The sequence below is a fragment of the Parapedobacter tibetensis genome, assembly GCF_024704835.1.
Lineage (GTDB): Bacteria > Bacteroidota > Bacteroidia > Sphingobacteriales > Sphingobacteriaceae > Parapedobacter > Parapedobacter tibetensis.
The window spans coordinates 314,335-339,401 of the sequence record NZ_JAMXBE010000002.1; the positions used below are offsets into that span (position 1 = coordinate 314,335).

The 25,067-nt window shown below is 48.4% G+C and carries 16 protein-coding genes; 7 read left to right on the forward strand and 9 right to left on the reverse strand.

What is annotated here, in order from left to right; all coding sequences use genetic code 11:
* Positions 1-5: 5 nt before the first annotated feature.
* The 3 genes from NF543_RS03900 to NF543_RS03910 are packed head-to-tail and all read right to left on the reverse strand — an operon-like array spanning position 6 to position 5,362.
* Entirely contained in the window at positions 6-707 is a 702-nt protein-coding gene (locus NF543_RS03900; protein ID WP_257666798.1) for a fasciclin domain-containing protein, read from the reverse strand.
* Between the two features lie 24 nt (positions 708-731).
* Entirely contained in the window at positions 732-2,186 is a 1,455-nt protein-coding gene (locus NF543_RS03905) for a RagB/SusD family nutrient uptake outer membrane protein (RefSeq protein ID WP_257666799.1), read from the reverse strand.
* Between the two features lie 26 nt (positions 2,187-2,212).
* Positions 2,213-5,362 (reverse strand): SusC/RagA family TonB-linked outer membrane protein, encoded by a 3,150-nt coding sequence (locus NF543_RS03910; RefSeq protein WP_257666800.1) that lies wholly within the window; start codon positions 5,360-5,362, stop codon positions 2,213-2,215.
* A gap of 512 nt (positions 5,363-5,874) precedes the next feature.
* Here NF543_RS03910 and NF543_RS03915 point away from each other — a divergent pair.
* Both NF543_RS03915 and nagB read left to right on the forward strand, forming a co-directional pair.
* Positions 5,875-6,135, forward strand: a complete 261-nt coding sequence (locus NF543_RS03915) for an ATP-binding protein (RefSeq protein ID WP_257666801.1) — start codon at positions 5,875-5,877, stop codon at positions 6,133-6,135.
* Positions 6,136-6,523: 388 nt separating this feature from the next.
* Positions 6,524-8,452, forward strand: a complete 1,929-nt coding sequence (gene nagB / locus NF543_RS03920) for a glucosamine-6-phosphate deaminase (RefSeq protein WP_257666802.1) — start codon at positions 6,524-6,526, stop codon at positions 8,450-8,452.
* An 8-nt stretch (positions 8,453-8,460) separates the two neighbouring features.
* On the opposite strand, the gene NF543_RS03925 is transcribed toward nagB, so the two are convergent.
* The 3 genes from NF543_RS03925 to NF543_RS03935 form a co-directional block, all read right to left on the reverse strand.
* Positions 8,461-9,216, reverse strand: a complete 756-nt coding sequence (locus NF543_RS03925) for a LytR/AlgR family response regulator transcription factor (protein ID WP_257666803.1) — start codon at positions 9,214-9,216, stop codon at positions 8,461-8,463.
* Between the two features lie 8 nt (positions 9,217-9,224).
* The gene (locus NF543_RS03930) at positions 9,225-10,982 is read right to left on the reverse strand and encodes a histidine kinase (protein WP_257666804.1); all 1,758 of its coding nucleotides are present in this window, start codon (positions 10,980-10,982) and stop codon (positions 9,225-9,227) included.
* A gap of 65 nt (positions 10,983-11,047) precedes the next feature.
* A complete protein-coding gene (locus NF543_RS03935; protein ID WP_257666805.1) occupies positions 11,048-12,499 on the reverse strand; it encodes a flavin-containing monooxygenase in 1,452 nt (483 codons plus the stop codon).
* 173 nt (positions 12,500-12,672) lie between these two features.
* Here NF543_RS03935 and NF543_RS03940 point away from each other — a divergent pair, with 173 nt between their 5' ends.
* The gene (locus NF543_RS03940) at positions 12,673-13,347 is read left to right on the forward strand and encodes a sensor histidine kinase (protein WP_257666806.1); all 675 of its coding nucleotides are present in this window, start codon (positions 12,673-12,675) and stop codon (positions 13,345-13,347) included.
* 10 nt (positions 13,348-13,357) lie between these two features.
* On the opposite strand, the gene NF543_RS25400 is transcribed toward NF543_RS03940, so the two are convergent.
* The 3 genes from NF543_RS25400 to NF543_RS03960 are packed head-to-tail and all read right to left on the reverse strand — an operon-like array spanning position 13,358 to position 18,271.
* A complete protein-coding gene (locus NF543_RS25400) occupies positions 13,358-16,489 on the reverse strand; it encodes a hypothetical protein (RefSeq protein ID WP_308378421.1) in 3,132 nt (1,043 codons plus the stop codon).
* A 45-nt stretch (positions 16,490-16,534) separates the two neighbouring features.
* On the reverse strand, positions 16,535-17,704 hold the full coding sequence (porV, locus tag NF543_RS03955) for a type IX secretion system outer membrane channel protein PorV (protein ID WP_257666807.1): 1,170 nt from the start codon (positions 17,702-17,704) through the stop codon (positions 16,535-16,537).
* Positions 17,705-17,731: 27 nt separating this feature from the next.
* Entirely contained in the window at positions 17,732-18,271 is a 540-nt protein-coding gene (locus NF543_RS03960; protein WP_257666808.1) for a T9SS type A sorting domain-containing protein, read from the reverse strand.
* 703 nt (positions 18,272-18,974) lie between these two features.
* Here NF543_RS03960 and NF543_RS03965 point away from each other — a divergent pair.
* The 4 genes from NF543_RS03965 to NF543_RS03980 all read left to right on the forward strand — a co-directional run bounded on the left by NF543_RS03965 (position 18,975) and on the right by NF543_RS03980 (position 25,051).
* Positions 18,975-22,133 (forward strand): SusC/RagA family TonB-linked outer membrane protein, encoded by a 3,159-nt coding sequence (locus tag NF543_RS03965; protein ID WP_257666809.1) that lies wholly within the window; start codon positions 18,975-18,977, stop codon positions 22,131-22,133.
* Positions 22,134-22,165: 32 nt separating this feature from the next.
* Positions 22,166-24,001 carry a RagB/SusD family nutrient uptake outer membrane protein gene (locus NF543_RS03970; RefSeq protein WP_257666810.1) on the forward strand — a complete coding sequence of 612 codons (1,836 nt, stop codon included), beginning with the start codon at positions 22,166-22,168 and terminating at the stop codon, positions 23,999-24,001.
* A 157-nt stretch (positions 24,002-24,158) separates the two neighbouring features.
* Positions 24,159-24,581, forward strand: a complete 423-nt coding sequence (locus NF543_RS03975; RefSeq protein ID WP_257666811.1) for an Xre family toxin-antitoxin system antitoxin — start codon at positions 24,159-24,161, stop codon at positions 24,579-24,581.
* 8 nt (positions 24,582-24,589) lie between these two features.
* Positions 24,590-25,051: an RES family NAD+ phosphorylase gene (locus NF543_RS03980; RefSeq protein ID WP_257666812.1), complete on the forward strand. Its 462-nt coding sequence runs from the start codon at positions 24,590-24,592 to the stop codon at positions 25,049-25,051.
* Positions 25,052-25,067 lie beyond the last annotated feature (16 nt).

Genomic DNA, 25,067 nt, shown 5'->3' on the forward strand with positions numbered 1-25,067 from the left:
TTACGTTATAGGTTTTGCCTAAAGAAAAACAACTGATGGCCATTTTCCAGTACATTGACTCTCCCTGTCGTACTGATCACTCCAGACGTCTGTACCCGTGTACGAATGAAAGAAAGGGAAGAGCCGGGGCTAAGATCCGGTGTTGTACCACTAGGAATTTTTAAGTAGTTGTAGTACATGATCCGTGGGAAATGGGAACTGTTGGGATTATATCCTAATGCGGGGTCATTGGTCTCTTCGTAGGTAACAGCCACGTAGTCGTTGTTTAGCGTCTGGTAGAGTATGCCTTCGCCATTTAGATTCAGATCTTCATACGTAATCGGCTCGGGGATGATGTACATGCGTAGGGAATCCGCGAATTGCGGTAACTCGTACTTCATGATGGAGTCGACGGTCCACATCCGAAAAGGATCGATGTTTTGCTCGATTGCTGTGCGGGCTGCAACGTAATTCTTGATGGAGTAATCCGTGGGGGCAAAGAATGTGATACCCGATTGGTTAATCTCTTCCTGCATACCGGCGGCGTCGACGAGCATCAATAGCGTGTCAAACAACCCACGGTCATTATTTTTCAGGAAGTCATACGTGTTATGCGGTACATTCGGGTTATGGAGGTCTCCGCCCACAAAGTAGTCATCTTGCTTACAGGAGGCTACAGCAAACGTCAGTGCTGCAGCAAATACAATATAATTGATGGCTATTTTCATTGTTGTTTGATTTTATGTTGGTCATTAGTTTGCACTCCACCACTCGTTTTGGGTCAGTTCTGGGTTTTGGGGAAGCAGTTCACGCATGTTTAAAGGCCAATAATATCCCTGTTTCGCAATCCGCTCGTTGGTATACTGTGAAGGGTAGAGCCGTTGCAGTTGCTCCATGCGGATCATGTCAAATTGCGTATGGCCTTCGCCAATGAGTTCCCGTCGCCGCTCGTCAAAGATTTCGTTGAAGAGCGCATCGCCCGAACCGGTGAAGTCAGCTAATTTAGCTCGTTGGCGGATAAAGTTAAGGTCGGCCAGTGCACCGGCTTCGTTGCCGTTTTTGAAGCGAGCTTCTGCGCGAAGCAAGTAGAGGTCGGCCAGCCGATATAGCACAAGGTTGTTGCTTACCACATATTCATTGGGATTATTGGCATCATAATAGTCGACTCCTCTATACTTATTCAACAGCATTGTCGAACTTGCTCCGGCGGTGGTGATGGTGTCAAACCGGGCTTCCTCTTGGTGGAACAGCAACTGGGAAACTTCGTCGCCGATTGTCCAAGATGACGCGGCTGATTTGTTTCGGATGAAGGGGTCAGTCAAAAAGATATTGAAAAATCCCGCTGTGGCTTCGTTGCCTACCGCATCAAACAGCATGTTCAGCTCGAAGATGCTTTCCTGCGAGTTGCCCTTCCAGATATCGATATAGTTTTCGATGGATTCTAACCCATATGGACCTGCAATAACGTCATCCGCATAGGATTCGGCTTGCTGGTAATCGTGTTTCCAAGCGTAGATGTGGGCGAGCAACGCTTGGGCCGCCCCTTTGCTGGCCAGTGTTTTATCGCTGGTATTATCCAGCAAGGTGATGCTTTTTTCCAGATCCTCAATACAGAAGGCCAATGTTTCTTCTTCCGGGATGCGCGGTATGATAGGAATATTCTGGGGGTCGCGGAATGATTCTTTGGTTAATACTACATCGCCCCAAACGCGCTGCATATAGAAATAGGTAAAAGCGCGTAGGAAGAGAGCTTCGCCTTCGAGCTGCCGTTGCTGGGCCTCGCCACCGCTGAATTTGGAGACGTCGATGGCAGCGGTATTTTCAACGATGAGGTGGCACTGGTTGATGATGCCATAAAACCGGCTCCAGTTCCATACCGAGGCTTCTAGGTAAGGGGCATAGCCGAATCGGAAATTGCCGCTTTCGACAAATGTATTATAGTTCCAGAAATCACCTCCCAATACAAAATTATTGGCAGCTACATCTCCGAATATAAAATAACTCCGGTCTTGTCGTAAAGCACTTCGAAGCATGCTATAGGCACCAGAAAGTGCTTTTTGCACGTTGGCACCATTAACCCAGAACACGCCATCATAGGTTGAGTTTTTCGGCTCCAGGTTGATGTATTTTTCGCATCCTACAAGTGCATTACCAGTAATGGCTATGGCCATCAGGTATATGGATAGTTTATAAAGTCGTTTTTTCATGATTCTTCTCATTTCAACGTTATCAATTAAAAGGTAATCTCCAAGCCGAACGTGAATTTACGTGGGAGGGGATAAGCACCGCCGTCATATTCTCCTTGGGGGGTAATAAGTTCGGCATCAGGAACCGTGGCCGACTGGAAGGTTAGGATATTATCCATGATAGAATACAAGCGTATACCTTGGATTCCCATTCCAGTTCGGCTCAGCAGCCGTGGGGAAAAGTTATATCCTACTGTCACGGTCTTGATTTTGAAATAATTGCCATTTTCGTTCCACATCGTACTGAACGGAAGAAACTGGTAGTAATTCGGTCCATACGGGCTGAGCGATGGGAATTCCGCCTGGTAGTTGGGGTCTTGGGCCTTACTGGGCGTCCAGTAGTCGACTTCGCTATAATCGGGGAGCCGCTGGTTGGCGAAATCGCTGATGCCATTGCTGGCGAAATTCCAAACGCCACTGTATTGGTCGGCCAAAAAGGTATTGATGATGTCTCGTTTGAAAGTGAATACACCGAGTACCCCAAGGGACACACTTTTCCAAGTAAATTCGTTATACAATCCACCGGTAAAGTGTGGATTAGGGTCGCCCGTGGGGGTCAAGTCACCATCGGCCGCACCGCGGTCTTCGTCACTCCACACATCCCAATCGCCGTTGATATCTTGCCAATTGGGAAAACCGGGTTGCACGGCATAGTTGCCCTTGAAATAGGTGAGCCTGCTACCCGTCACCGGATTGACCGGGATTTCGTCGGCATGGGTATAAACGCCTTGATAGATCATCTGCGCCCATTGGTAAATGGGCGAGCCCACCGAAAATAGTAGCTGCTGTCCACCGCGGGCGTCTTGGTAAAACGAGCGATCGCCATTCGGCAGCGAGCCCAACCTGTTTTTGTTATAGCTCAGATTGAGAGTGGTAGACCACTGCAACGGGCTAGAAGTTTTCAGATTGCGTGAGGTGAGCTGTACATCGACCCCTTCATTGAGTATATTCATCGGTACATTATACGACAGGCTAGTGTATCCTGTATAGAAAGGAAAGTCGAAAGACATGATGGGGTCCTTGGTCTCTTTGCGGTACACATCAACCATACCGTTCAACCGCCCTTGGAAAAGCGAGAAATCCGTCCCGATGTTCGTTTGTACTGATTTGTTCCACGTCAGGATATCGAGCGTCAATGGCCGGTTAAACGATGGGACGGCAATGGTATTGCCACCATAGGTCGTAGATGGTAAATCCCAGACGTTGAATGGTGCGTAGAAGTCGCGCGGCAAGGTGCCGGATTCTCCCCAGCTTGCACGGAGCTTCAACGAGCTCAGCCATGCGACGTCCTGTAAGAATGGCTCATCAGAAACATTCCACGCCATTGATACTGCCGGAAAATAGCCCCATTTGGTATTCGTACCGAACCGCGAGGAAGCATCGGCTCGCCAAGAGGCATTTAAGATATACTTTGATTTGTAGTCATAAGCAAATTGTCCCATAAAGGACAGCAATCCTGCCTCGCGGATGTCGGAAAAACCCGAGAGGTCTCGCTGTGCGATGCCGGTTACGACCTCGATGTCGTCGGTGGGTACGTTATACCCGATGAGGTATGATCTTTTGTGCTGGGTATAGTCAAAAGATTGCATCCCGGTGAGGATGAATGTGTGGTCATTACCAATGGTTTGTGTATAATTCAGTACATTGGCAATGTTGTACACATAGTTGTCATTCTTTTCAGATGAGGCGAACGATTCGCCTTCGGTCGCGATGGTGGTAGGCATGAACCGGTCGCGGCGGTCCAATGTGCCCTGTATAGATCCTTGAAAACTGTAGGTGAGATTCTTTAGGAGGTCGATATCTGTTTGGGAAAATAAGCTGAGCGCATCGGTGATGTTGTCGTCCCGTAACTGGTCATATTGCCCGTAGTAAAAGTCGTAATCGGCATCTTCCAACCGGACAAACGATGCCGGGAGGGAGGTGGCATTTATCGGCGTAATTTCGTCGATGGGATTTCGCCCCAGCCCCCGTTTACGGTTCATCCGCGAAGCGGCAACGATGAGGCTGGTCCGTGCGATGGGAAAAAGGTTAAAGTTAAAGTTACCGCGTAGGGAATAACGGGTAAAGCCGGTATTTCGAACAATACCCTCCTCATCGTAATAGTTCAACCCAAGTCGGTAGTTCAATTGCTCGGTGCCACCCGAGAAATTGACATCCATGTTCTGGAGCATTCCGGTATTGTAGAACAACTCTTGCCAGTCCGTGGCATTATTGAAACTCGGATTGAGACTGTCGGTCAGGACCTGCGGAATATTGGCAAGTTGCTGGTGCGTACCGTATTCTTTGATGAGTCCCATTTTTTGCCGGCGTTCCTGCAGACCGGCGATAGTTCGTTGGAGTTCGGGGGTTTGTGTCATGCCCGCATAGTAGCCCACACGGACACTGGGCTTGCCGGTTTTTCCTTTTTTGGTGTTAATGAGAATCACACCATTTGCTCCCCGCGACCCCCATACCGCGGTAGCAGCGGCGTCTTTCTGTACGGTAATCATCGCGATATCGTTCACATTGATGCCGGCAATGTAGTTGGTTCCGGTGGCCATCGATCCGGCGAGGTCATTGGTCGATACCGGCATACCATCGATGATGAAAAGCGGCGAACTTAAGGTGTTTGCGAGATCGATCTCGGAGCTAAGGTCTTGTGATATAGTGGTATTACCGCGCACCGTGAATGTGTTGCGCGCACCCGGTGCCCCCGAGAAGTTCTGGATGTTTACCCCCGATACGCGACCTTGAAGTAAGGATTCGAAACTTGGCGCAGGTAAATTCTCGATTTCTTCACCACCAACAATCTGCATCGCGCCGGTCGTTTTTTTCCGCGACTGACGTTGATAGCCGACAATCACGATTTCATCCAGTGATGAAACGTCTTCCACTAACGTAACATCTAAGAGCGTACGCGATCCGACAGTCAGCTCTTGAGGCCGATAGCCTACGTAGGTAAAGATAAGGCTACTCTTGCTGCCATCTACAGTAATCGAAAATTGACCATCGTCGTTGGTCTGCACTTGGTTGGCGGATACATTCTTCTCAAATACAGTAACACCGGGCAACGCGGAGCCATCGCTATCGCGCACGACACCAGTTACCGTTTTTTGTTGTGCATTGGCGATACATATCGCAAGCCAAAACACTGTCATAGTAAAACATTGCTTCATAAACAATAAGATTAGTCGTCAATTTATCGGGGCTTAAAATTATTTCTAGAATGAGATACTCCATCGTCTGTTGTTCAACGTGCTTATCCCTTCCTCAAATAATCTTTCTTTAAAAATTAGTTAGCATGGGAGGCAACAATTTTCTGTGCAGCTGCCTCAATTGTTAAACAATGTTAAAGTATATTTATGACAAAAAAAAGACATTGCGCAACGCAACCGTTTGTTTAATTTACGCAATCGGTTGTGTTAAATCGACAAGATTTAGTCAATCGTTTGCCATGTCTCCAACGCCTCGTATTCTATACTATTAGTATTCAATCGCGCCAACAGTCAACTATTTTGTGTGCTTTTGGCGCAAATGAATCTTATCAAATGGAACAACAAGTAATTGGCAGAGTCGAGGAAATCGCTATGCCTTTGATTACTTTTGGAATGCTTGGTGTACCAAACGAACTGATATCATCGTCGTTATATGCGGATCCGCTGCATCGTGGATGATCGAAAAAATACTGTTCAACAAGGACGGTCTCCACAACCGCATCACCCGTCAGATCCGGTTATTGCCATTTACGCTCCGGGAGACTAAAGAATTTTTCCACTACAAAAGGGTTAAACTGAATGACTACCAGATTGCCGAGTTGTACATGACTATTGGCGGGATACCCCACTACCTAGACCTGATCAGATCCGGCAAAAGTGCCACACATAATATCGACGATCTTTGCTTTTCGCCGCAAGGCATGCTACGCAAATAGTTTATTACCAACTACTTGCCCATCAATCGCAAATCAAAAGACGCCATTATCCGGCTCACCGATGAATACTCGTTATTCTACCTAAAGTTTATAGGAAAATCCCGCCCACAACAAAAAGCTACACCACAAAACGCTGGCCTACAAAAATGCGTTAAAGTCCAAAAAGACTACGTTCACCACGTTCATTACTACCTACGGTATTGCTAAGAATGAATACAAAGATCAATATGTGGATAACGAGGTGACGCTTGCACAGTTATTTTGAAAATTAGCGCACACGATTGCATCTCACGTTTTGGAAGAAAATTGAAAAAGTGATGCCATCTTTTGCTATTTTTTTCAAATAACTGTGTATTTTTGCGTCTCACCTTATACGTAATTCCTTACAATGGCAAGATTAAATTTACTGGAAGAGACACGCTTCGAGAAGGTACCTGTAAGCGTTTACTCCGACCCCACCACAGCTTCCATTGCTGTGGCCCAGCGTATCGCCGACCTGATCCGCAGCAAACAAGAAAAAGGTGAGCAGGCCATCCTTGGCCTTGCTACAGGTGCAACCCCTGTAAATGTGTATGCAGAGCTGGTGCGCCTGCATAAGGAAGAAGGACTGAGTTTCAAAAACGTGATTACCTTCAACCTGGATGAGTACTACCCCATGCAACCCGATTCAGAGCAGAGCTATGTGACGTTCATGAATAGGAACCTCTTTAACCATGTGGATATCGAAAGGGGCAATGTGCACATACCCGATGGGACATTGCCCATGGAAGAAATCCACGACTATTGCCTGGCCTATGAGCAAAAAATCACGGCTTTAGGCGGGCTCGATCTACAAGTACTGGGCATTGGCCGTACAGGCCACATCGGGTTCAACGAACCGGGCTCGGCACCCAACTCGGGGACACGGCTGGTTACCTTGGATGATTTGACCCGCCGGGATGCCTCACGTGACTTTGGAGGTAAGGAGAACGTACCGACCAAAGCCATCACCATGGGTATCGGTACCATCTTCAAGGCCCGCGAAATCATCCTGATGGCATGGAATGAGAAAAAGGCTGAAATCGTGAAGAAAGCGATAGAGGGCGAGATCTCCTCGGATGTTCCGGCCACCTATCTCCAGCTTTCGGAAAACGTGGAATTTGTGCTCGACGTGGACGCGGCTTCACAGCTGACCCGCTTCGATACGCCTTGGCTCGTGAAGGATTGTGTATGGGATCGCCGGACCATCAAGAAGGCCGTCGTATGGCTCTCGCACACGCTTAAGAAACCTGTGCTCAAGCTTACCGAAGATGATTATAACAACAACGGTATGGCCCAGCTTGCTACGGAGAAAGGCCCCGTATACCATATCAATATCGATATTTTTAACCAACTGCAGCATACCATCACTGGGTGGCCAGGAGGTAAGCCCAATGCAGACGATAGTCAGCGCCCGGAACGGCGCGAACCAAGCAAGAAGCGCTCCGTCATCTTTTCCCCGCATCCCGATGATGACGTGATATCAATGGGTGGCACGTTTATCCGCTTGGCAGACCAGGGCCATGAGGTGCATGTTGCCTACCAGACGTCGGGTAATACGGCCGTATGGGATGACGATGCGCTGCGATTCGTCGAATTTGCCACTGATTTTGTCAAATCGCAGGGAATCGACACACAAAAATTGGAAGCGCTCTATAAGGATGCCCGTCGGTTTCTTGTCGACAAGAAGCCCAACCAAGTTGATACGCCGGAGCTGCTCACCGTCAAAGGACTTATCCGCAAGGGGGAGGCCATAGCAGGTGCCCGTTTTGCGGGCCTACCGGACGAAAACATCCACTTCCAAAACCTGCCCTTCTATGACCACGGCAAATACAGCAAGGAACAGGATTACGAAGATGACATCCAGCAGACCATGGAGCTCCTGCAACGTATTAAGCCCCATCAAATCTTTGCCGCGGGCGACTTTGCTGACCCGCATGGCACGCATAAGGTGTGTTTTGATATCATTCACAATGCCATGAAACGCCTCCGTGAAACGGAAGCGTGGACCCAAGACTGCTGGGTATGGCTTTACCGTGGGGCTTGGCATGAGTTTGAAATCCATGAGATTGAGATGGCGGTACCGCTCTCCCCACAGGAAGTGTTGCGCAAGCGTCACGCGATCTTCAAACACCAGTCGCAGAAAGATGTGCCGGTATTTCCCGGCGATGATGCCCGCGAATTCTGGGTGCGTGCAGAGGAACGTACACGTGAAACCGCCCGGTTATATGACGGACTGGGTATGGCTGAATATGAGGCCATCGAAGCGTTCGTGCGCTGGAAGTTTGAAGAGGAATGAAGGCCATTTTAAAGATTCTTGGTATTCATCATACGAAGAAATTCATCTTTCTTTTTTGGCGATATAATCACCGGGAAATCATCACTCATGACTGCATAACCTCCGTCTGTTTTGAGCATTCGTTTAATTTTATTGAGGTTGATGATATGGGAGTTATGTATGCGCATAAATTGATGGCCCATCAGCAGTAATTCATATTCTTTGAGGTTTTTGCTCACCATGATATTCCGGCCATCTGCCAAATGGAAGGTAGAGTAAGCCCCGGCGGCTTCAATCCTGACAATGTCTTGCAAAGGAATAAACTCAAGTTCATTGGCTAGGGAGAGGGTAAGGGTGGGTTGGCGATTACGCTGCAGTTGTTCCAAATTGTGCATCAGGGAAGTCATCATTTGCTGATGGCTTTCCTTATTCCGCTCCAATACCTTAGCCACCGCTTCCTTCAATTCGTCGATATCAATCGGCTTGAGCAGGTAGTCGGCTGCGCTGAACTTGATGGCTCTGATGGCATAATGGTCGTACGCCGTGGTGAATATGACTGCCGGGCTCAGGTCAGATATTTGCTGGAGAATTTCAAATCCGGTTCCGGTTTGAAGTTCAATATCCAAAAATAACAAATCTGGTTTATGTGCCCTGATGAGCGTGACCGCTTCATCAATGGTGCCCGCCAAGGCTACAACCTCGATTTCCGGGCAATTCATTTTTACGAGATCATGTAATAATTCCCTGCCACGGGCCTCATCTTCGATGATTATTGCTTTTTGCATTGCCGCTATTAGTAATCAAGTATAACTGGATCTTGAACGCGTGAGCTGACGACGATATGTAGTACCACACTGGTGCCTGCGGGCTTTCCATCGGGCGTCACTAGGTCTCGGACATCGACGGTTATTCGATTGGACAGCTCATCATTCAAAATATGAATTCGATCCTGAAGGAGTCGTTTATAAGGTGTTGTATCATTCGAATCGCGTTTTTGGTTCCGCTCTTTGGCCGCTTTCCTTCCACATCCATTGTCGGTGATGGTACAAACTAAATGAGGAGCCTGGTAGCTGAAGGATATGTTGATTTCTCCTTTACCATCCAGATTAAGGATACCATGGTATAATGCGTTTTCTACATAATGGTAGATAATGAGCGGGGGCAGACCTGATAAATCCGCAGGCGTATCCTCATCCGTTTCAATGCTATAGTCAAACTTTCCAGCATACCTCATTTTTTCGAGATTTAGATAAAGCGCTAGAAATTTCTCCTCTTGCATCAAGGTAATCTCGGGCACATTTGCTTGGGTAAGTAGTTCACGGATAAAACGGGAAAAGCGCGAGACATAACTTAACGAAATTTGGGTATCACCCTTGTTAATGTAGTATTGTAAATCATTGAGTGAATTAAATACAAAGTGGGGATTTACTTGGGCTTGCAGCACACGCATATGCAGTTTTCGGTTGATGCGTTCGATGTCCCGATTTTGTTTCCCAATTACCGCATTGCGCTGCGTCAATAATTTAGTCAGATGCGTTTTCATCCGGTATCTATTGTACATCAACACCGCTATCACAATCACGATGATGATGAACAGAATACTCACATTGCGCAGTATTTTATCGCGTTCGGCCGCCAGCAACGTGCTTACCAATCGCTGCGATACAATTTCTCGTTCTTTGGTGAGTAGTTCAAGTTCAGCGTCACGCTGCCCTTCAGCGCTGGCGCCGGGACCTTCCATGATGATTTCCCCAATTTCACTACCTAGATACTTTGATAGTAGATCACTCACCAGTCGTTTGCATTCGAAACTCTGAAAGTATTCATTCACCACGGGTTGCCAATCGCTGTTTATCGGGAATATACCGGACAGTCCGTCCCGTTCCTTTGCAAACAGGTGCTGTCTTTTCACTTTAATCCCTTTTTGCAGACTCACTACATACACGGTAAGAGGGACGTACCCGAACGCATTTTTTTCTGCTGCAATTTTTCTCAATATTTCATAGTCATCGTATTGGCGTGAGATTGGAATACGATGTCCATGTGTAAGGGTGTCCATATCCTGCTCCATGGCGGTATGTCGCATCGTATATCCATGCAGATGGGGTATGGTATCCAAAAATGCAGATTCATTGCCAAACAAAGGCATAAAGTCATTAGTTACCAATACATTGATGTCCGGCATATACGGGGGGGTAAACCGGACTTCTTTTTGCCTTTCTGGTGTGATGGAGAAAAAAGACCATCCAAACACCCCATTTTCTTGGGTCTCCCGAACTTGGTCATAAATGCCATCAAAACTCCCCGCGTCTTTCCATTGGACGGTAACTTCATAACCATATTTCTTCTTGATCCATTCGACAAAAGACTCCATCAATTCATATTCGACACCTTGAAGGGTGCCGTTGTGATCTTCAAATATAAAGGGGTCTATATCATACCACAGGGCGGTAATGGTCCCCCCTTTGTTGTGTTGTACCTGTGCCCAACTGTCCGTTTCCTGAGCTGAAATAATACCTATACCCATCATAACCAATGTGATAGATAGCACAAGTATATATTTCTTAAAACGAATCATTAGCCAATTACTTCACTGCTAAGGTAGTAAAAAAGGCACTAAAACACTTTTGATTTTCCTGAAAGCATTTTTTTATAGTCTTTTGGATTGATAGGCTTGAAAAATTCATAGATAAAATTTTGGGAGGCTCGGGTACGGAATCCCAAATCGTTCATCAATTCATCTAAATGCTGGTAATTAAACGGGGCCACGCATAAGCCACTAAATTCTGAAGCAATGGGTCTTCCTTCGCATCGCCACTTCTCCATGCGTTTCATTTCACGTAGCATTTCTTCGGCGGGGGGAAGGATAAGGTCTCCCGACAAGGCGGCTACCAACCAATGGGCTGCCACTTCGGAAGTAAGCGTGGTGAATAAGCTCGAATTGAATCCAACAAATCCCATTTGCGGGAGGTCCGGATGTAGAATGTTCCGGTAGAGGGTGTACATGCCATTTGCGTTGGTAATCATTTCTTGGTAATGCACTTGAAGGAATGGCAAGCGTTGCGTGAAACCTGTACCAAATACCACAAGATCTGGCCGTATGACCTGCCCGTTTTTCAATACCACATCTCGACCTTCGAAACGTTCAATTTCGGAACAAATAGATTGTATCTGCCGTGTGGCGACTTTCTTGTAGAAATCTACTGGTTCAACCCCCAAGCTACAGCTAATCTGGTCTTCAATGCGATGCGCTGGCAACATATCACATTTCTTCAGTCCAAATTGTTTTTTCAACAAAAGTTCGAGCATTCGCCAGTGTATCCATACCATAGGTTTACCCACAGAATGCAGGACACGTTGAAATATTGTTTTTTTACGGGCGTCGAAAAATGCTTCGGAAAAACGAGAAAACAGCAGGTATTTCATGTTGATGCTATTGCCAAAATAGCGAGGTATCTTCCACTGGGCACGGCGGTAAATCAACGTACAGCTTTTGCTGATTTCGGAAGCTGTGGCTGCAATATCGGTAGCCGATTTGGCAAAACCTATAATGGCCACGTCTTTATCGACCAACTGTTCGGCAGATGAAATGCTGGATGAATGCAACAGCGTTCCACCTGCCTCTTTATAAGAGGCTATGCCTGGTATTTCAGGAATATAAGGTTCATGGAATGTGCCTGTGCAGACTACTACATAAGAAAAGGAGAGCGTCTCGTTGCCATTGAGCTTCACAATCCAATTGAAGCCGTCGTAATACATGTTTTTTACGACAACACCAAAGCGGATGTGGGGCATGACGCCAAAATGCACGGCATAATTTTCTAGGTATTCCTGCATCTGATTACCTGTAGGCCACATGGGATAATTCTTTGGCATTGGAAAATCAGAAAAGGAATATTCATCGCGGGTGGTCTGCGTAGTCACCCCCGCATAGGAGCGGCTCTTATGCCATACACCGCCCACTCCATCAGACTTTTCCAATACGGTTACTAGATAGCCTTTTTGTAAGAAGGCTTTTGCTGTGGTGAGGCCACTAATTCCGGCCCCAATTATTCCTATATGCTTCATTTGTTTGTTAAATTGAAACTTTGTTTTTATTTTGTTATGATAGCTGCCTTAAATTCACTTACTTTACTTAGCCTATCAACATATGCATGACTAGCTATTTTCTCATCGCAGCAGCTTCTTCATTCGTTACAGCGTGCTGTTGCTTATGGTACCTCCGAATAAAAACAACACGTATGTACACGGTTTATCAACGGCGGACAGACGAGTTGGAGGATATTGCTTGGCGTTCGCAGATGAACCCCCACTTCCTGAATAATTGCCTAAATAGTATTAATAGCATGATTCACCAGCATGATGGGCAATTAGCAGCGAGCTATTTGGTTGGCCTTTCCCGGCTTACGCGTAAGGTATTGGAAAATGCCGAGGCTCCTACCATCACGCTCGCCGAAGAACTGGATATGGTGAACCAATATATCCACCTTGAGCAGCTCCGTTTCGGCGACCATGTTTCCATGAGCATTGTGCTCCCCCCTGATATCGACCCCACAAAAATTTGGGTACCCCCGCTATTCATACAACCCTTTGTTGAAAATGCCCTTATCCATGGGTTGCTTCCCAAGCAGGCGTGTGGAACCATCACGATCCAGTTTCTGATATCCGAAGGTGGTAAGTTATGCTGTTCCATTACCGATGATGGTGTCGGTCGAGCAGTTCCCGTAAAAGCCGATAGCAATTTATCCATCTCCACCAAGTCACTCGGTATTGCCATTACCCGCAAACGCATTGCAGCATTCAATAAAGCGGCAGGCCGTGTGTTATCCTTTATCATCAGAGACCTTGTCGACTTCGAAGGCAAGGGAACAGGTACCTCGGTGGAGATACAGCTTGCTTTGGTCCATGTGGAATAACCGGTTGTCATCATTTTACATTGACGAACACCTGGATCTTTCCCACGTCCACACCATCATAGGGCTGCAACGCTTTGCCTATCACCTGTCCAATGCCGACTTTGCTTTTTTCGGCTTTCATCGCCACTCCGGGCATTGATGAGGTAACCAGTAAATCTCCCCGCTTAATGGGGCCGCCTTCCAGGCATACTTTGGTAGGGATTACCCCTACCACGCCCATGGGTACCATGTGGGAGATGTCATCATCGATGCCTTCCTCGGTGAGCAGTACACCCGGCTTCGTGGCGTATACGCCAATTACGACATCCGAGTAGGGCTCGGCTGATTTCATTACGGTCCGGTCTTCATCCATGGAAATGACCAGCACATCGCCCGGTTCGTATTGTTCAATCGATCCCATTACATCAAATGCTTCGGCGATGTCGGCGCCTCCATTAATCGTTCCTCCATTGAAAAAACCAACACCGGCTGCATTGATCCGGGCACGGTTAGCGCCATTACTGTGGAACACGGCCAGGTTGCCGCTGCCGACTGAATTCACGAGGAATACATCAGTGAGACTCGCTGCGTTTGTTCGGGTTAACGCCAGCAAACTTCCTGTTCCAGTTCCACTGTCTGTACTTTGCATAACGGTAGAGTTGTTTATACTGTTGGCCATGAACGCTGCCCCCAAGGTACTCATCTGCTGTGCGCGCAGCGCCGGTTGGCTACCACCATTGTCATTGCTAGCAATAAACTCGCCGGCACCGCCATCACCATTGTTTCTCGCTCTTATTGTCGGTCCTGTGCTGTTACTTAAGAAATAAGCGGCCATGCCCAAATTGCTCTTGGTTTCGACCTCCAAGGCGGTGCTGCCATTGGTTGGGCGGGTATTTGTTACTTTGACGACGTGTCCGGTAGCGCCTACGCCGTTAGCTATCTCGACAACAGGAAGGGCGCCCTGTGCCTCGGCGCGGATTGCTGTGCCTGTTCCTGTATTGTTAGCATAAAACGTGGTTCCGCTACCCTGATGTGAGGCACGTAGCGCAAAGCTTGTATTAGCGGGATTGACGTTCCAGAAAAAACCACTACCCCCACTTGTGCCATCTGATCTGGCATCAACGAGCGGCCCAGTACCGCTACCCCTGAAACGAGCAGCTGGGGCACCGGTACTAGCGGTTTCGACATGCAGCGCAGGATTTAAATTTCCAGGGTTTGTATTTCTGATATCCGCGGAGATGCCTGATCCGGCATTTTCGGAATAGATGGCAGAACCAGTAGTGCTCTGGGTATGGACATACAGGGCGGGATTTGTATTATCAGCGGTAATGTTTCTGATTTCGGCCGCATGGCCTGTCCCCGAATTCGCGGCATAAACGGCATTGCCGCTGCCTAAGGCCAGGGCAGTCAACGCATTTCCTCCTTTTTCCGTCCTTGTATTGATGGCGCTGCCTTCGCCGTTGGTTTCGACCAACAGCGCCGTTTTATTGTTAGACGCATTTTGAATACCGAAAAAACCGGCCCCTCCACCTGCTCCATTTGCTACGGCATTGATGGCGTAACCCCCGGATCCCACATTGGAATTGTTCTCTGCCCTCAGCGCATGACCGGTGCCATTTGCGTTGTTATATGTGAAATAACCGCCATAGCCAATCAGGCTATTGCTTTGAACGGTCAGTGTCGGCAGCGAATTGTCGCTGTTTCCGTTAATAAAATATGCGGCTCTTCCCTGGCCGTCGGTAGGTACATGCCCATAAACAGCGGTGCCTCCACCCGTTACCGTAGCATCCAGTGCATTTCCTTCTTTTTTGGAAGATGCGACAAGGGCATGTCCATTGCCCTCAACCAAGGCTACTAATCCATGGCCGTTGCCATTTGGGTTGGAGGATTGGAAAACTCCACCAAATCCACCCGTGCCTGTTGCCTCACCATACACGCCGGCCGCAGGCTGGTCGCCCACCTGGGAGTTGACCACGCCCATTAATGCTGGTTTGGTTCCATTGGTATTGTTGAGCTCGAAGTTACCCGCTGTACCATCGCCTTCATTGGTGATGGAAAATAAGGTGTTTGGCATATTTTCCGTAGCAATAAATGGAAGCGTAAACCCTCCTCCTCCCATGGGTGACGGAATCCATTGGGCACCGTCATATTTCAACACGTCATTCAGTATAGGAGCAGCAGCTGAAACAGGGTGTTCTTGTATCTTGGCTACTACGGGATTTGGGTAATTGCCGGTTAAATCGCCTCCGGCCTCACCTGTAAGCACGCCATCAGCTCCCGCGGGGCCCTGCTCACCTGCATCGCCCTTTTCACCTTGGGGGCCTTGCGGTCCTTCGGGTCCCTGTGGCCCGGCAACACCTTGCAGTCCTTGTTCACCGGTATCACCCTTTTCACCTTGAGGGCCTTGCAGTCCCTCGGGTCCCTGTGGCCCGGCAATACCCGGTAGCCCTTGCTCACCCGTATCGCCCTTTTCACCTTGGGCCCCTTGCGATCCTTCGGATCCCTGTGGCCCGGCAACACCTTGCAGTCCTTGCTCACCCGCATCGCCCTTTTCGCCCTGGGGGCCTTGTGGTCCTTCGGATCCCTGTGGCCCGGCAATACCCGGTAGCCCTTGCTCACCTGTATCGCCCTTTTCACCTTGAGGACCTTGCGGCCCAGCCGGACCATTCGGATCCCCTTTTTCGCCTTTTTCACCCTGTGGACCCTGCGGTCCCTGCGAACCTGCAGGGCCTTGTGGTCCCGTCTCTCCTGGTGAGCCTCCACCCGATGCAGCATACAATGCGAAAGGGACACTCATCAATTGGGTGGTGCCCAATTCCGTGAATGTACCGCCGTTGAGGGCAAGCTCCACTTTCAGGAACTGGTTGGCGTTTTGCCAAGGAATGGCATTGAACGTGCCCAGGCCAGGCTGCCCCTTGCCGATTTGCAAGGTGAATAAGCCCAACTTATTCGTTATCAATTGGTGTTCTTCCCGGTATTGGACTTCGCCTGCGGCGTTTTCGCCAATTACGGAAATCCGTACCCTGATGGGCTTTTCGGCGAGTACCGTACCATCGATGTTTCGTGCTACTGCTTGGTAGTTGATGCCGTCAAAGCCGGTTTGGGCGCTGACATTTGCTGAAAACAACAGCAGCGTAATTGCAGTGATTAGTATACTTTTCATCATTATTCGTTTTTTGGATTGCATAGTTATGTTGATTTTTTCTTGTTATTGGCTGCTTGTGTCACCTAAGTTAAAGCTCAAGGTTGCCTTGAATTCGTTGCGTACCGTATAACGCTTGGCCATAGGCATGGTATAGCTCATATCCAATTGGAAGGCACTTACTCGGAGTCCTAGTCCCGTGGATAGATGCTGCCTATTACCTTTATCCGGTGCCTCGTGAAAGTATCCGGCACGGAGGAAAAACTGCCGGTAATAGCTGAATTCGAACCCGCCTGAGACGGTGAATTCCGATAGTTCTTCCTTGAATCCCCCGGGGGCGTCAAATAGTGAAGAAAAAAGTGCCGAAGGGACACTCCTGTCGGGATCCTTTCCCTTTTCTATTTCATTCGTGATGTTTCCCTGCTCATCCTGTTTGTAGATAGGCATGGTAGGCACCATGAGTTTGTTAACATCCATCAACAGGGTCAGCCTATTATTGGGGTCGTTGTATAATGCATAGCCCGCGCCAAGTCTCAGGTTCATGGGCAGGAAACTCTCCTTGGACTTGGTGTAGTTTATTTTGGTGCCTACATTGCTGAGATTCACTCCCCAGGCGAAGCGCCTGCCAAATTGGTGGTTACGGAAAAAAGTACGCTCCGAATAGATGCTTACATCAACAGCAAAAGCATGCGCCTTATCCATTTGCAAACCGTTGTAGTTGCCTACACCCAGGTCACTATTGATATAACGAGCGGTCAATGCCATGGCAAAATTCTCGCCCAGCTTGCGTGCATAGCTTGCATCGAAGGCAAACTCGGCGGGCTTGTATTTGGTCAGCATATTCCCCATCTCATCCCGAAAATTGGCCTCGCCCAGATCCAGGTACTTGATGGATAAACCCAGGGTCTCCCGATCAGTCAATCGGAAGAACCCAGTAAGGTAGCTAAGGTGTTCGTCCTCGACCAACTGGCGCATCCATGGCGTATAGGACATGCTGATGCCCATTTTGTCGGCAAAGGCCAACTTGGCGGGGTTGACAAACAGGGTGTTGGCGTCTGCCTCCAAGCCCGTACCTGCTTCTCCTACGCCAGCGTTTCGTGCATCTGGGCTTAGCAGCAGGAAAGATGCTCCGGTGGTCACCGTGCGATGGTTTGTTTGGGCACTTGCCGGAGCCAATCCCTCGACCATCCACCATACAAGCACCATGAGTGTAATTGAGATAATCTTTCTATTCATGTCTTTATGATTATAATTTCAGTTTGCTTACTGAATGATTAGTTTTTCCGTATATTTTCGTGACGAACCGATAGATAATACGAGGTAGTACATACCAGAGGCATAGTTTTGGAGCGGTATGGTATATTCCAATAGTCCTGCTTCTACATCCATCGTTTTTGAATGGACGACTTGACCAGCATTATTCACCAGCATGGCCACCATATTGCCAGGCGCAAATACATTGAATCGAATTGTGGTGTAATCGGAGGCCGGATTGGGAAATACGATAAAGTCGGTTATATAAGGTATTTGAGGAATATGTTGGAGTACCGTTACTTCCGGTTGCTGGAAGCCTTGGGTTAATAAGATCGTACCCTGAGCCAACGTTATTACGGCCGCTTCACCAACCGTGTATTGGTATATGGTGTTTCCCCATTCCTTACTAAATCCTGTACTGCCTACTACTTGTCGTTCAAGGATGACATCCTGTGAAAAAGCGGTGACTACCCACATGATTAAAAAGATAGTGGAGCCTAAGCACTTGCTGAATAGCCTATTTGTGTCCGATTGTGTTAAATGTTCCATCTGTCGTGTATATGTTGACGAACCAAAACTAGGGACTAATGGAGTCTGTTTTTAGGGGCACTTGACGAAATGGGGCTGCGGATTGACGGATGCAAGGTTTGAGTTTCTAAAGCGTAAAAGATTGCATCATTTGGTTGGCCTGCTTCATTATGAATACAGGGATTTCTTCGTCTTTGCTGCCTGTCCCGAACTTGCTTCGGGAAGGCTGCGTTGGGCTGTGTGAGCTGAAGCAATCTATATAGGACGAAGATTGGTTTCCTTCGGAGCTGCTTCGCGGTCGCTCCATTTCACTTTCAAACGCTCTTGCTCGCAATGACGCTGGATAGTTTTATTTTAAAGCGAAATCCCTGATCATGAACAGCGATCTTTAGTGACGAAACGCCGTGGCAGTTTCTTTGAAGCAACAAACATGTTACATTCAGGTGAAATAATCTAAAATCAGTCTACCGATTGAAAAGGGTCAAAAACACAATTTATGGCCACCATAAATTTTAGTTATTCATGGATATGGATGTGTTGTATACGTTGAGCATCAGTTTAAGCTATCTTTGAGGTACAGATACGATGACCAATTAGGTAACCACAAAACAATAAGTAAGATTGATTCCATACCCAAGAATAGGTGGAGTAGGGTATGATTGAAACTGTGTCGCGGTTTCGCTACTAACCATTGCCATTTAAACACACAAAAGGAGGATAAATTATGATTTACATGTACCTGCGATGCTTGCGCCTAGGCAAGGCGAAGCATCTGGCGTTGCTCATGGTAACGCTGTCTTTAACATTTCCAATTCTATTACTGGCACAGCAGACCATTGACGTACGAGGGAAGGTCACCGAAACGGGCGATGGTACCTTCGGTATTTCGGGTGTGACCGTGTTGGAAAAAGGCACCACGAATGGAGTCACCACAAACGCCGACGGGAATTACATGTTGCGAAACGTGGCGCCCGATGCCATTCTCGTGTTTTCGTCTCTCGGTTATACAACGATGGAGATCTCCGTCCAAAATCGGCAGGAGATTAATGTGGCGCTTAGCTCCACAGTATCCGATTTGGATGAAGTGGTGGTAGTTGGGTATGGTACCATGCGTAAACGGGATCTTACTGGTGCGGTATCTTCGCTCAGTGCAACAAAAATTCAGAATGAAGCTCCCACCCAGCTCACTGATGCCTTGCGGGGTAATATAGCCGGGCTGAACGTAGGTTTCAACTCGGGGGCCAAGGGTGGCGGAGATTTGCAGATCCGGGGTAGAACGTCCCTGAATGCAGGCACCAGTCCGCTGATCGTGCTTGACGGTGCAATCTATTACGGGGCTTGGGAAGACATCAACCCATCGGACATCGAATCGGTGGATGTGTTGAAAGACGCCAGTTCGGCGGCTGTTTTCGGCGCCAAGGCGGCATCAGGCGTTATACTGATCACCACCAAAAAAGGCAAGGAAGGTAAGCCGCTGATCAACTACAATACGACCATGGGCTTGGCCACGATGTCGTTAAATCAGCGCGTACATGAAGGACAGGATTTTGTTAACTGGCGATCTGACGTATTCAAAAGCATCAATGCCAATGCCCAGCCCTACCGATTCGATGATCCACGGAACTTACCTTCGGACATCAGTATCGAAACCTGGCTGGCTTACGACGGCTCTACAGGCGATCCGGTGCGCACCTGGTTAAGGCGGCTCAACATGCAGCCGAACGAAATCGATAACTACCTGGAAGGGCGTAGTGTCAATTGGTATGACCAGGTGTTTCAAAACGGCTTCCGCCAAGACCACAACCTAAGTGTGTCGGGCAAGAACAAGGATATCGCCTATTATTTAGGGGCTGGTTATTTGGATAACGAGGGCATCATCACGGACGACCGGTTCAAAACCTTGCGCACACGCGCCAACATCGAGGCGAACATTACCGATTTCTTGTCGGTGGGCATGAACACGCAGTTTATCTCACGCAATGAAAGTGCCATTCCGCACAGCTGGAGGCAAATTACCAACCTTTCGCCCTGGGGGACGCAGTATGACGAAGACGGCAACTTGATTTGGCGCCCGAATCAAGAGGTCTCAGGAGGGGTGAATCCGGGCTACGATGCGTTCCACACTGATCGGTTGCAACGTATCACGTCACTCAACAGCACGATATTCGCCAAGGTGAAACTACCCTTGGGCTTTTCCTTCCAAACCAATTTCACCCCGCAATTGGAGCTGTATGAGCGTTACAACCATGAAAAATCAAGCCACGAGTCTTGGGCAACTTTCGGGGGGCGTGCCTCACGACAGCAGCGCCAAACCTATTATTGGCAGATTGACAACATCCTGAAATGGGAAAAGGAGGTTGCCGGAGGGCATCGGTTTGACGTGACCATGCTGGCCAATGCGGAGAAATACCAGCGATGGGACAATACCATGACCAACGATAATTTCGCCCCGAATGACGACCGTGGTTATCATGGTATCGACGGGGGTATTAACCCCATCCTGGCAAGCAATGACCAATACAGTACTGGAGACGCCCTAATGGCAAGGTTGGTTTATTCATTGAAAGACCGCTACATACTCACAGGTACTTTCCGGCGCGACGGGTATTCTGCATTCGGGCAGCGCAATCCTCGGGCCAATTTCGGTTCGGTTGCCCTGGGTTGGGTGTTCACCGACGAGCAATTCTTCAATAGCGACTGGTTCGATTATGGAAAACTGCGGCTGTCTTGGGGTAGCAATGGTAACCGTGATGTGGGCACTGGCCGGGATATGTACGTAGCCTTATCAGATCTTACTACGGGTAAATACCTTTATGTGCAGCCCGATGGTACGGTTGTCCAGGCTAGCCAGCTTTGGGTAAACCGGATGGCCAATCCGAATTTCAAATGGGAGCGCAATACCTCCTATAATGTAGGGCTCGACTTTGCCTTGTTCAACAACCGATTGGATGGAAGTTTGGAATTGTACCAAATGAACTCCACGGATTTGTTGGTGCAGCGCACATTGCCCGAAGTAGTAGGGTTTGATTGGGTGATGGATAACCTTGGAGAAGTGCGTAACCGTGGATTTGAAATAACACTCAATTCGCTCAACATCAACCGGGATAATTTCTCGTGGCGCACCACCGCATTGTTCCAATTGAACCGCAATAGCATTCAGCATATCTACCGCAATTATGGCCCAGATGGCAGGGAGTTGGATGATGTACAAAACCGCTGGTTTATCGGACAGCCGATTGACGCTGTTTGGGATTGGAGGGCGCTGGGCATTTACCAATTGGGAGAGGAAGAAACGGCGGCCCGATATGGCTTGCGTCCCGGCGACTATAAGTTGGAGGATGTGAATAACGATGGCCTGTTTACCAATGCCGACCGGCAGTTCCTCGGATTTTCCGAGCCACGTTTCCGCTGGTCACTACGGAATGATTTCCAATTCCTGCAGAACTTCAGCGCTTCCATTTCCATGTACTCCTTGTGGGGGCATCAATCCAGCTTCAACTCGCTGAAGAGCAGAAGTGGCTTCCCTGACCGGCAAAACAGCTATCAATTCCCGTATTGGACACCGGAAAACCCTTCCAATGAGTGGGCGCGGATCAACTCCAATGAAGGCAGTGCCACAGGTTTCAACGTGTATCGTAAACGCTCGTTTATTCGGATAGACAATGTTTCACTCGCGTATAACGTGCCAAGCAAATTTCTGAGCAAGTACCGTATCCAAGGGCTCCGGCTGTTTGTCAATGTACGGAATGTGGCCATGTGGGCACCCGAATGGAGCTTCTGGGATCCGGAGTGGAAACCAAATGATGATATCGACAGCGACATATTAGAGGATCCTGGCCCTACGCCGCGGATTTTTAACTTCGGTTTGGACCTGACGTTGTAATACGTTCATCGTAAATTTTAAAAAGAAACAACATGAAGACAATAGCAAATAAAAAAAGATACGTGTTTGGCCTGTTTTTGTTGGTGATGGCCATCGGATGCAAACGTGAGTTCTTGGAACCTAAGCCCTTATCCATCTATATACCCGATGAAACATTCCGGTCAGCAGAGGCTTTGTGGGCAGCCGTCGTTGCCTGCGAAAGAAATTTGCGTCTGGAATATGTGGGCGATGCCGCACCGCTCATCACGGAGCTAATTTTTTCGGAAGTGGCGGTGGAGGGAACAACGGATAAACCCGGTCCGGCGCAGGATTTGAATCTGGCCATCACACCGGATGCACAGTTGAACCATACGGACTACACCAAAGTAGGCTGGTATTTCAGAGAAGGATACCGAGCGATACGCTACGCCAACACCGCAATCAAATACATCGATGTGCCCGAGGATTATGCCTCCGAGGAGGAAAGGAACCACCTGCTGGGAGCGGCATATTTCCACCGGGCGCTGCGCTATTACCGATTGGTTCACCAATTCGGTGATATTCCGGTTACCTTGACTGTTGCTGAAGGTCCCAAACTGGACTTTTATAGCACCAAGCGCGAAGTGATTTTACAACGGATGAAACAGGATCTGGAGTTTGCACAGGAGTGGGTGCCGGATAATGTGAACAAGGGACAGGTAACCAAAGGTGCGGTAAGCCATTTGCTCACGAAAGTAAACCTTGCCTTGGGGTTATTTGACGATGCCATCCAGTCGGCCAATAATGTGATTAATGGAAGCATCTATCGCCTGATGACCGATCGGTTCGGTGCCGAGCAAAGCGACCCTGACCGTAACGTGGTGTGGGATTTGCACCGGCCGGAGAATAAATCACTATCGGGCAACCGGGAGGCCCTGATGTTGGTCATTGACCGTATCAATATCGATGGCAATCACGATGGAGGGATCCAGTTGATGCGGAATGCCCTGCCTTTTTGGGGTAGTGCAGGGATCATTACACCCAACGGGAACCGCGGGATGTCTGACCAACCTACTGTTGCAAACCCACAGGTCCTGCAATACGGCCGGGGTATTGGTCGCCTTAGGCCAACCTGGTACAGCCAACAGGCCGTGTGGGATGATGAAAATGACCTGCGCCATGCCCCGGGCAACTGGATGACCATGGAAGACCTTGTTTACAACGACCCGGGGCTAATAGGAAAGGATTCTTACTACGGGAAACCTTTGCAATTCAGGAATGCGCAAGGGACTGTACTTTCCAATGACACCATCCGGCAGTGGTTTCAGTGGCCGCACTACAAGCTCTTCATTGAAGATCCCCAGCGCGTGCAACCAGCGGGGGGGCATACCGACTGGTACGTGTTCCGTTTGGCAGAAACCTACTTGTTACGTGCGGAAGCATACGTTTGGAAAGGCGATTTGGCGAATGCGGCGGCCGACATCAATGCGGTACGTGTGCGGGCCAATGCAGCACCCATTGCGGCATCGGCTGTCAACATCGGTACGGTGCTTGACGAGCGAGCCCGTGAGCTGTACTATGAAGAGCCACGCAAAACGGAGCTGACGCGCATTTCCTACATCTTTGCGCAAACGGGTATCGCCGCATACAACGGCAAGTCATACAGCCTGGCGAATTTTTCCGATGATAATTTTCTCTATGACCGGGTCATGGAGAAAGGTAATTTTTATAATAAAAACGTGGCCACAAATTTCGGTGTAACCTACCGGATGAGTCCGTACCATGTGTTGTGGCCTATCCCGGTTGATGCCATCAACGCTAATACATTAGGGGTAATTAACCAGAATAAAGGCTACTCCGGATACGAAAACAATGTTCCTCCCCTTGAGGAGATCATTGAAGAAGAATAATAATAGTTGGTTTGGTTGAGTTTGTTGCGAGGTGCCTGAGGAATCGGGCACCTTTTTTATGATCGTATTGCTGGGAATGTCCGGCCAGTACGCTGAAAATATTCCTTTTCAATGTCGAAAAAATTCGATACCTTTGTTTGAAGTCACGAAAGCAATTATGGCACTTACAAAATCTTCAATCGGCAAGCGATTCAAATCATTAGACGTTGGCAATGATGCCGCCATTTTCTTTGCTGCCCGTAGCGGTATAAAGCCCATTGTTTTTTATCATTTTGCTGAAGCGGCCCAATTGGCCGAAAAAGAATTGGCCCGCCTGATCAATCTTTCGGCACGTACCATCAGTAACTATAAGGACCAAAAGAAGCCGCTGGCGCGAGTGGAGAGCGAACACTTGCTTAAACTCATTGCCCTTTATGAAAAGGGAGAAGAAATTTTGGGAGGTGTGGAGGAATTCAACCACTGGCTACGCAAGCCGTTCTGGGATCGGGTTGACTGTCCGATTGATTGGCTGGATACTCCCTCGGGCGTAGATTTGGTAACGGCTGAGTTGGACCGGTTGGCGCACGGATATGCATTATAACAATACCCATGTTGTTATACCGCATCACCCATAAAGCATTTAGTCATTCCTTATTTGCCCCGGGATTCAGTGGCCGGTGGAACAGTGATGGAAAAAAGGTCATTTATACAGCTGAATCTATTGCATTGGCCTTTGTGGAGAGTATGTTGCGAAGGCAGGGTAGTGGTTTCAATAGGGATTTTAATACGATGGTTATTGAAGTGCCCGATACGTTGTTGGTTACGCATGTTGAGCTGAATGCGTTACCTAGCCAATGGCGAAGTGCCCATGACTATCGCCCTTGTCAGCAAATTGGTGACAAATGGTATGACCGAATGGTTTCTCCGATGCTTAAGGTGCCGTCCGCTGTATTGCCGGAGGCCTATAATTATGTGATCAATACCCTTCATCCTGACTTTGCAAAAATCAAACTTCTGCACGTAACCGGACTGATACCTGACGACCGCATTGAACAAATGCTGAAGAAGTAGGGTAATTGGGGAGTTC

Bases quoted from the DNA above. Each gene is read 5' to 3' on its own strand.
- NF543_RS03900 (WP_257666798.1), bottom strand. From the start codon at position 707: ATGAAAATAGCCATCAATTATATTGTATTTGCTGCAGCACTGACGTTT.
- NF543_RS03905 (WP_257666799.1), bottom strand. From the start codon at position 2,186: ATGAAAAAACGACTTTATAAACTATCCATATACCTGATGGCCATAGCC.
- NF543_RS03910 (WP_257666800.1), bottom strand. From the start codon at position 5,362: ATGACAGTGTTTTGGCTTGCGATATGTATCGCCAATGCACAACAAAAA.
- NF543_RS03915 (WP_257666801.1), top strand. From the start codon at position 5,875: ATGATCGAAAAAATACTGTTCAACAAGGACGGTCTCCACAACCGCATC.
- nagB (WP_257666802.1), top strand. From the start codon at position 6,524: ATGGCAAGATTAAATTTACTGGAAGAGACACGCTTCGAGAAGGTACCT.
- NF543_RS03925 (WP_257666803.1), bottom strand. From the start codon at position 9,216: ATGCAAAAAGCAATAATCATCGAAGATGAGGCCCGTGGCAGGGAATTA.
- NF543_RS03935 (WP_257666805.1), bottom strand. From the start codon at position 12,499: ATGAAGCATATAGGAATAATTGGGGCCGGAATTAGTGGCCTCACCACA.
- NF543_RS03940 (WP_257666806.1), top strand. From the start codon at position 12,673: ATGTACACGGTTTATCAACGGCGGACAGACGAGTTGGAGGATATTGCT.
- NF543_RS25400 (WP_308378421.1), bottom strand. From the start codon at position 16,489: ATGAAAAGTATACTAATCACTGCAATTACGCTGCTGTTGTTTTCAGCA.
- porV (WP_257666807.1), bottom strand. From the start codon at position 17,704: ATGAATAGAAAGATTATCTCAATTACACTCATGGTGCTTGTATGGTGG.
- NF543_RS03960 (WP_257666808.1), bottom strand. From the start codon at position 18,271: ATGGAACATTTAACACAATCGGACACAAATAGGCTATTCAGCAAGTGC.
- NF543_RS03965 (WP_257666809.1), top strand. From the start codon at position 18,975: ATGATTTACATGTACCTGCGATGCTTGCGCCTAGGCAAGGCGAAGCAT.
- NF543_RS03970 (WP_257666810.1), top strand. From the start codon at position 22,166: ATGAAGACAATAGCAAATAAAAAAAGATACGTGTTTGGCCTGTTTTTG.
- NF543_RS03975 (WP_257666811.1), top strand. From the start codon at position 24,159: ATGGCACTTACAAAATCTTCAATCGGCAAGCGATTCAAATCATTAGAC.
- NF543_RS03980 (WP_257666812.1), top strand. From the start codon at position 24,590: ATGTTGTTATACCGCATCACCCATAAAGCATTTAGTCATTCCTTATTT.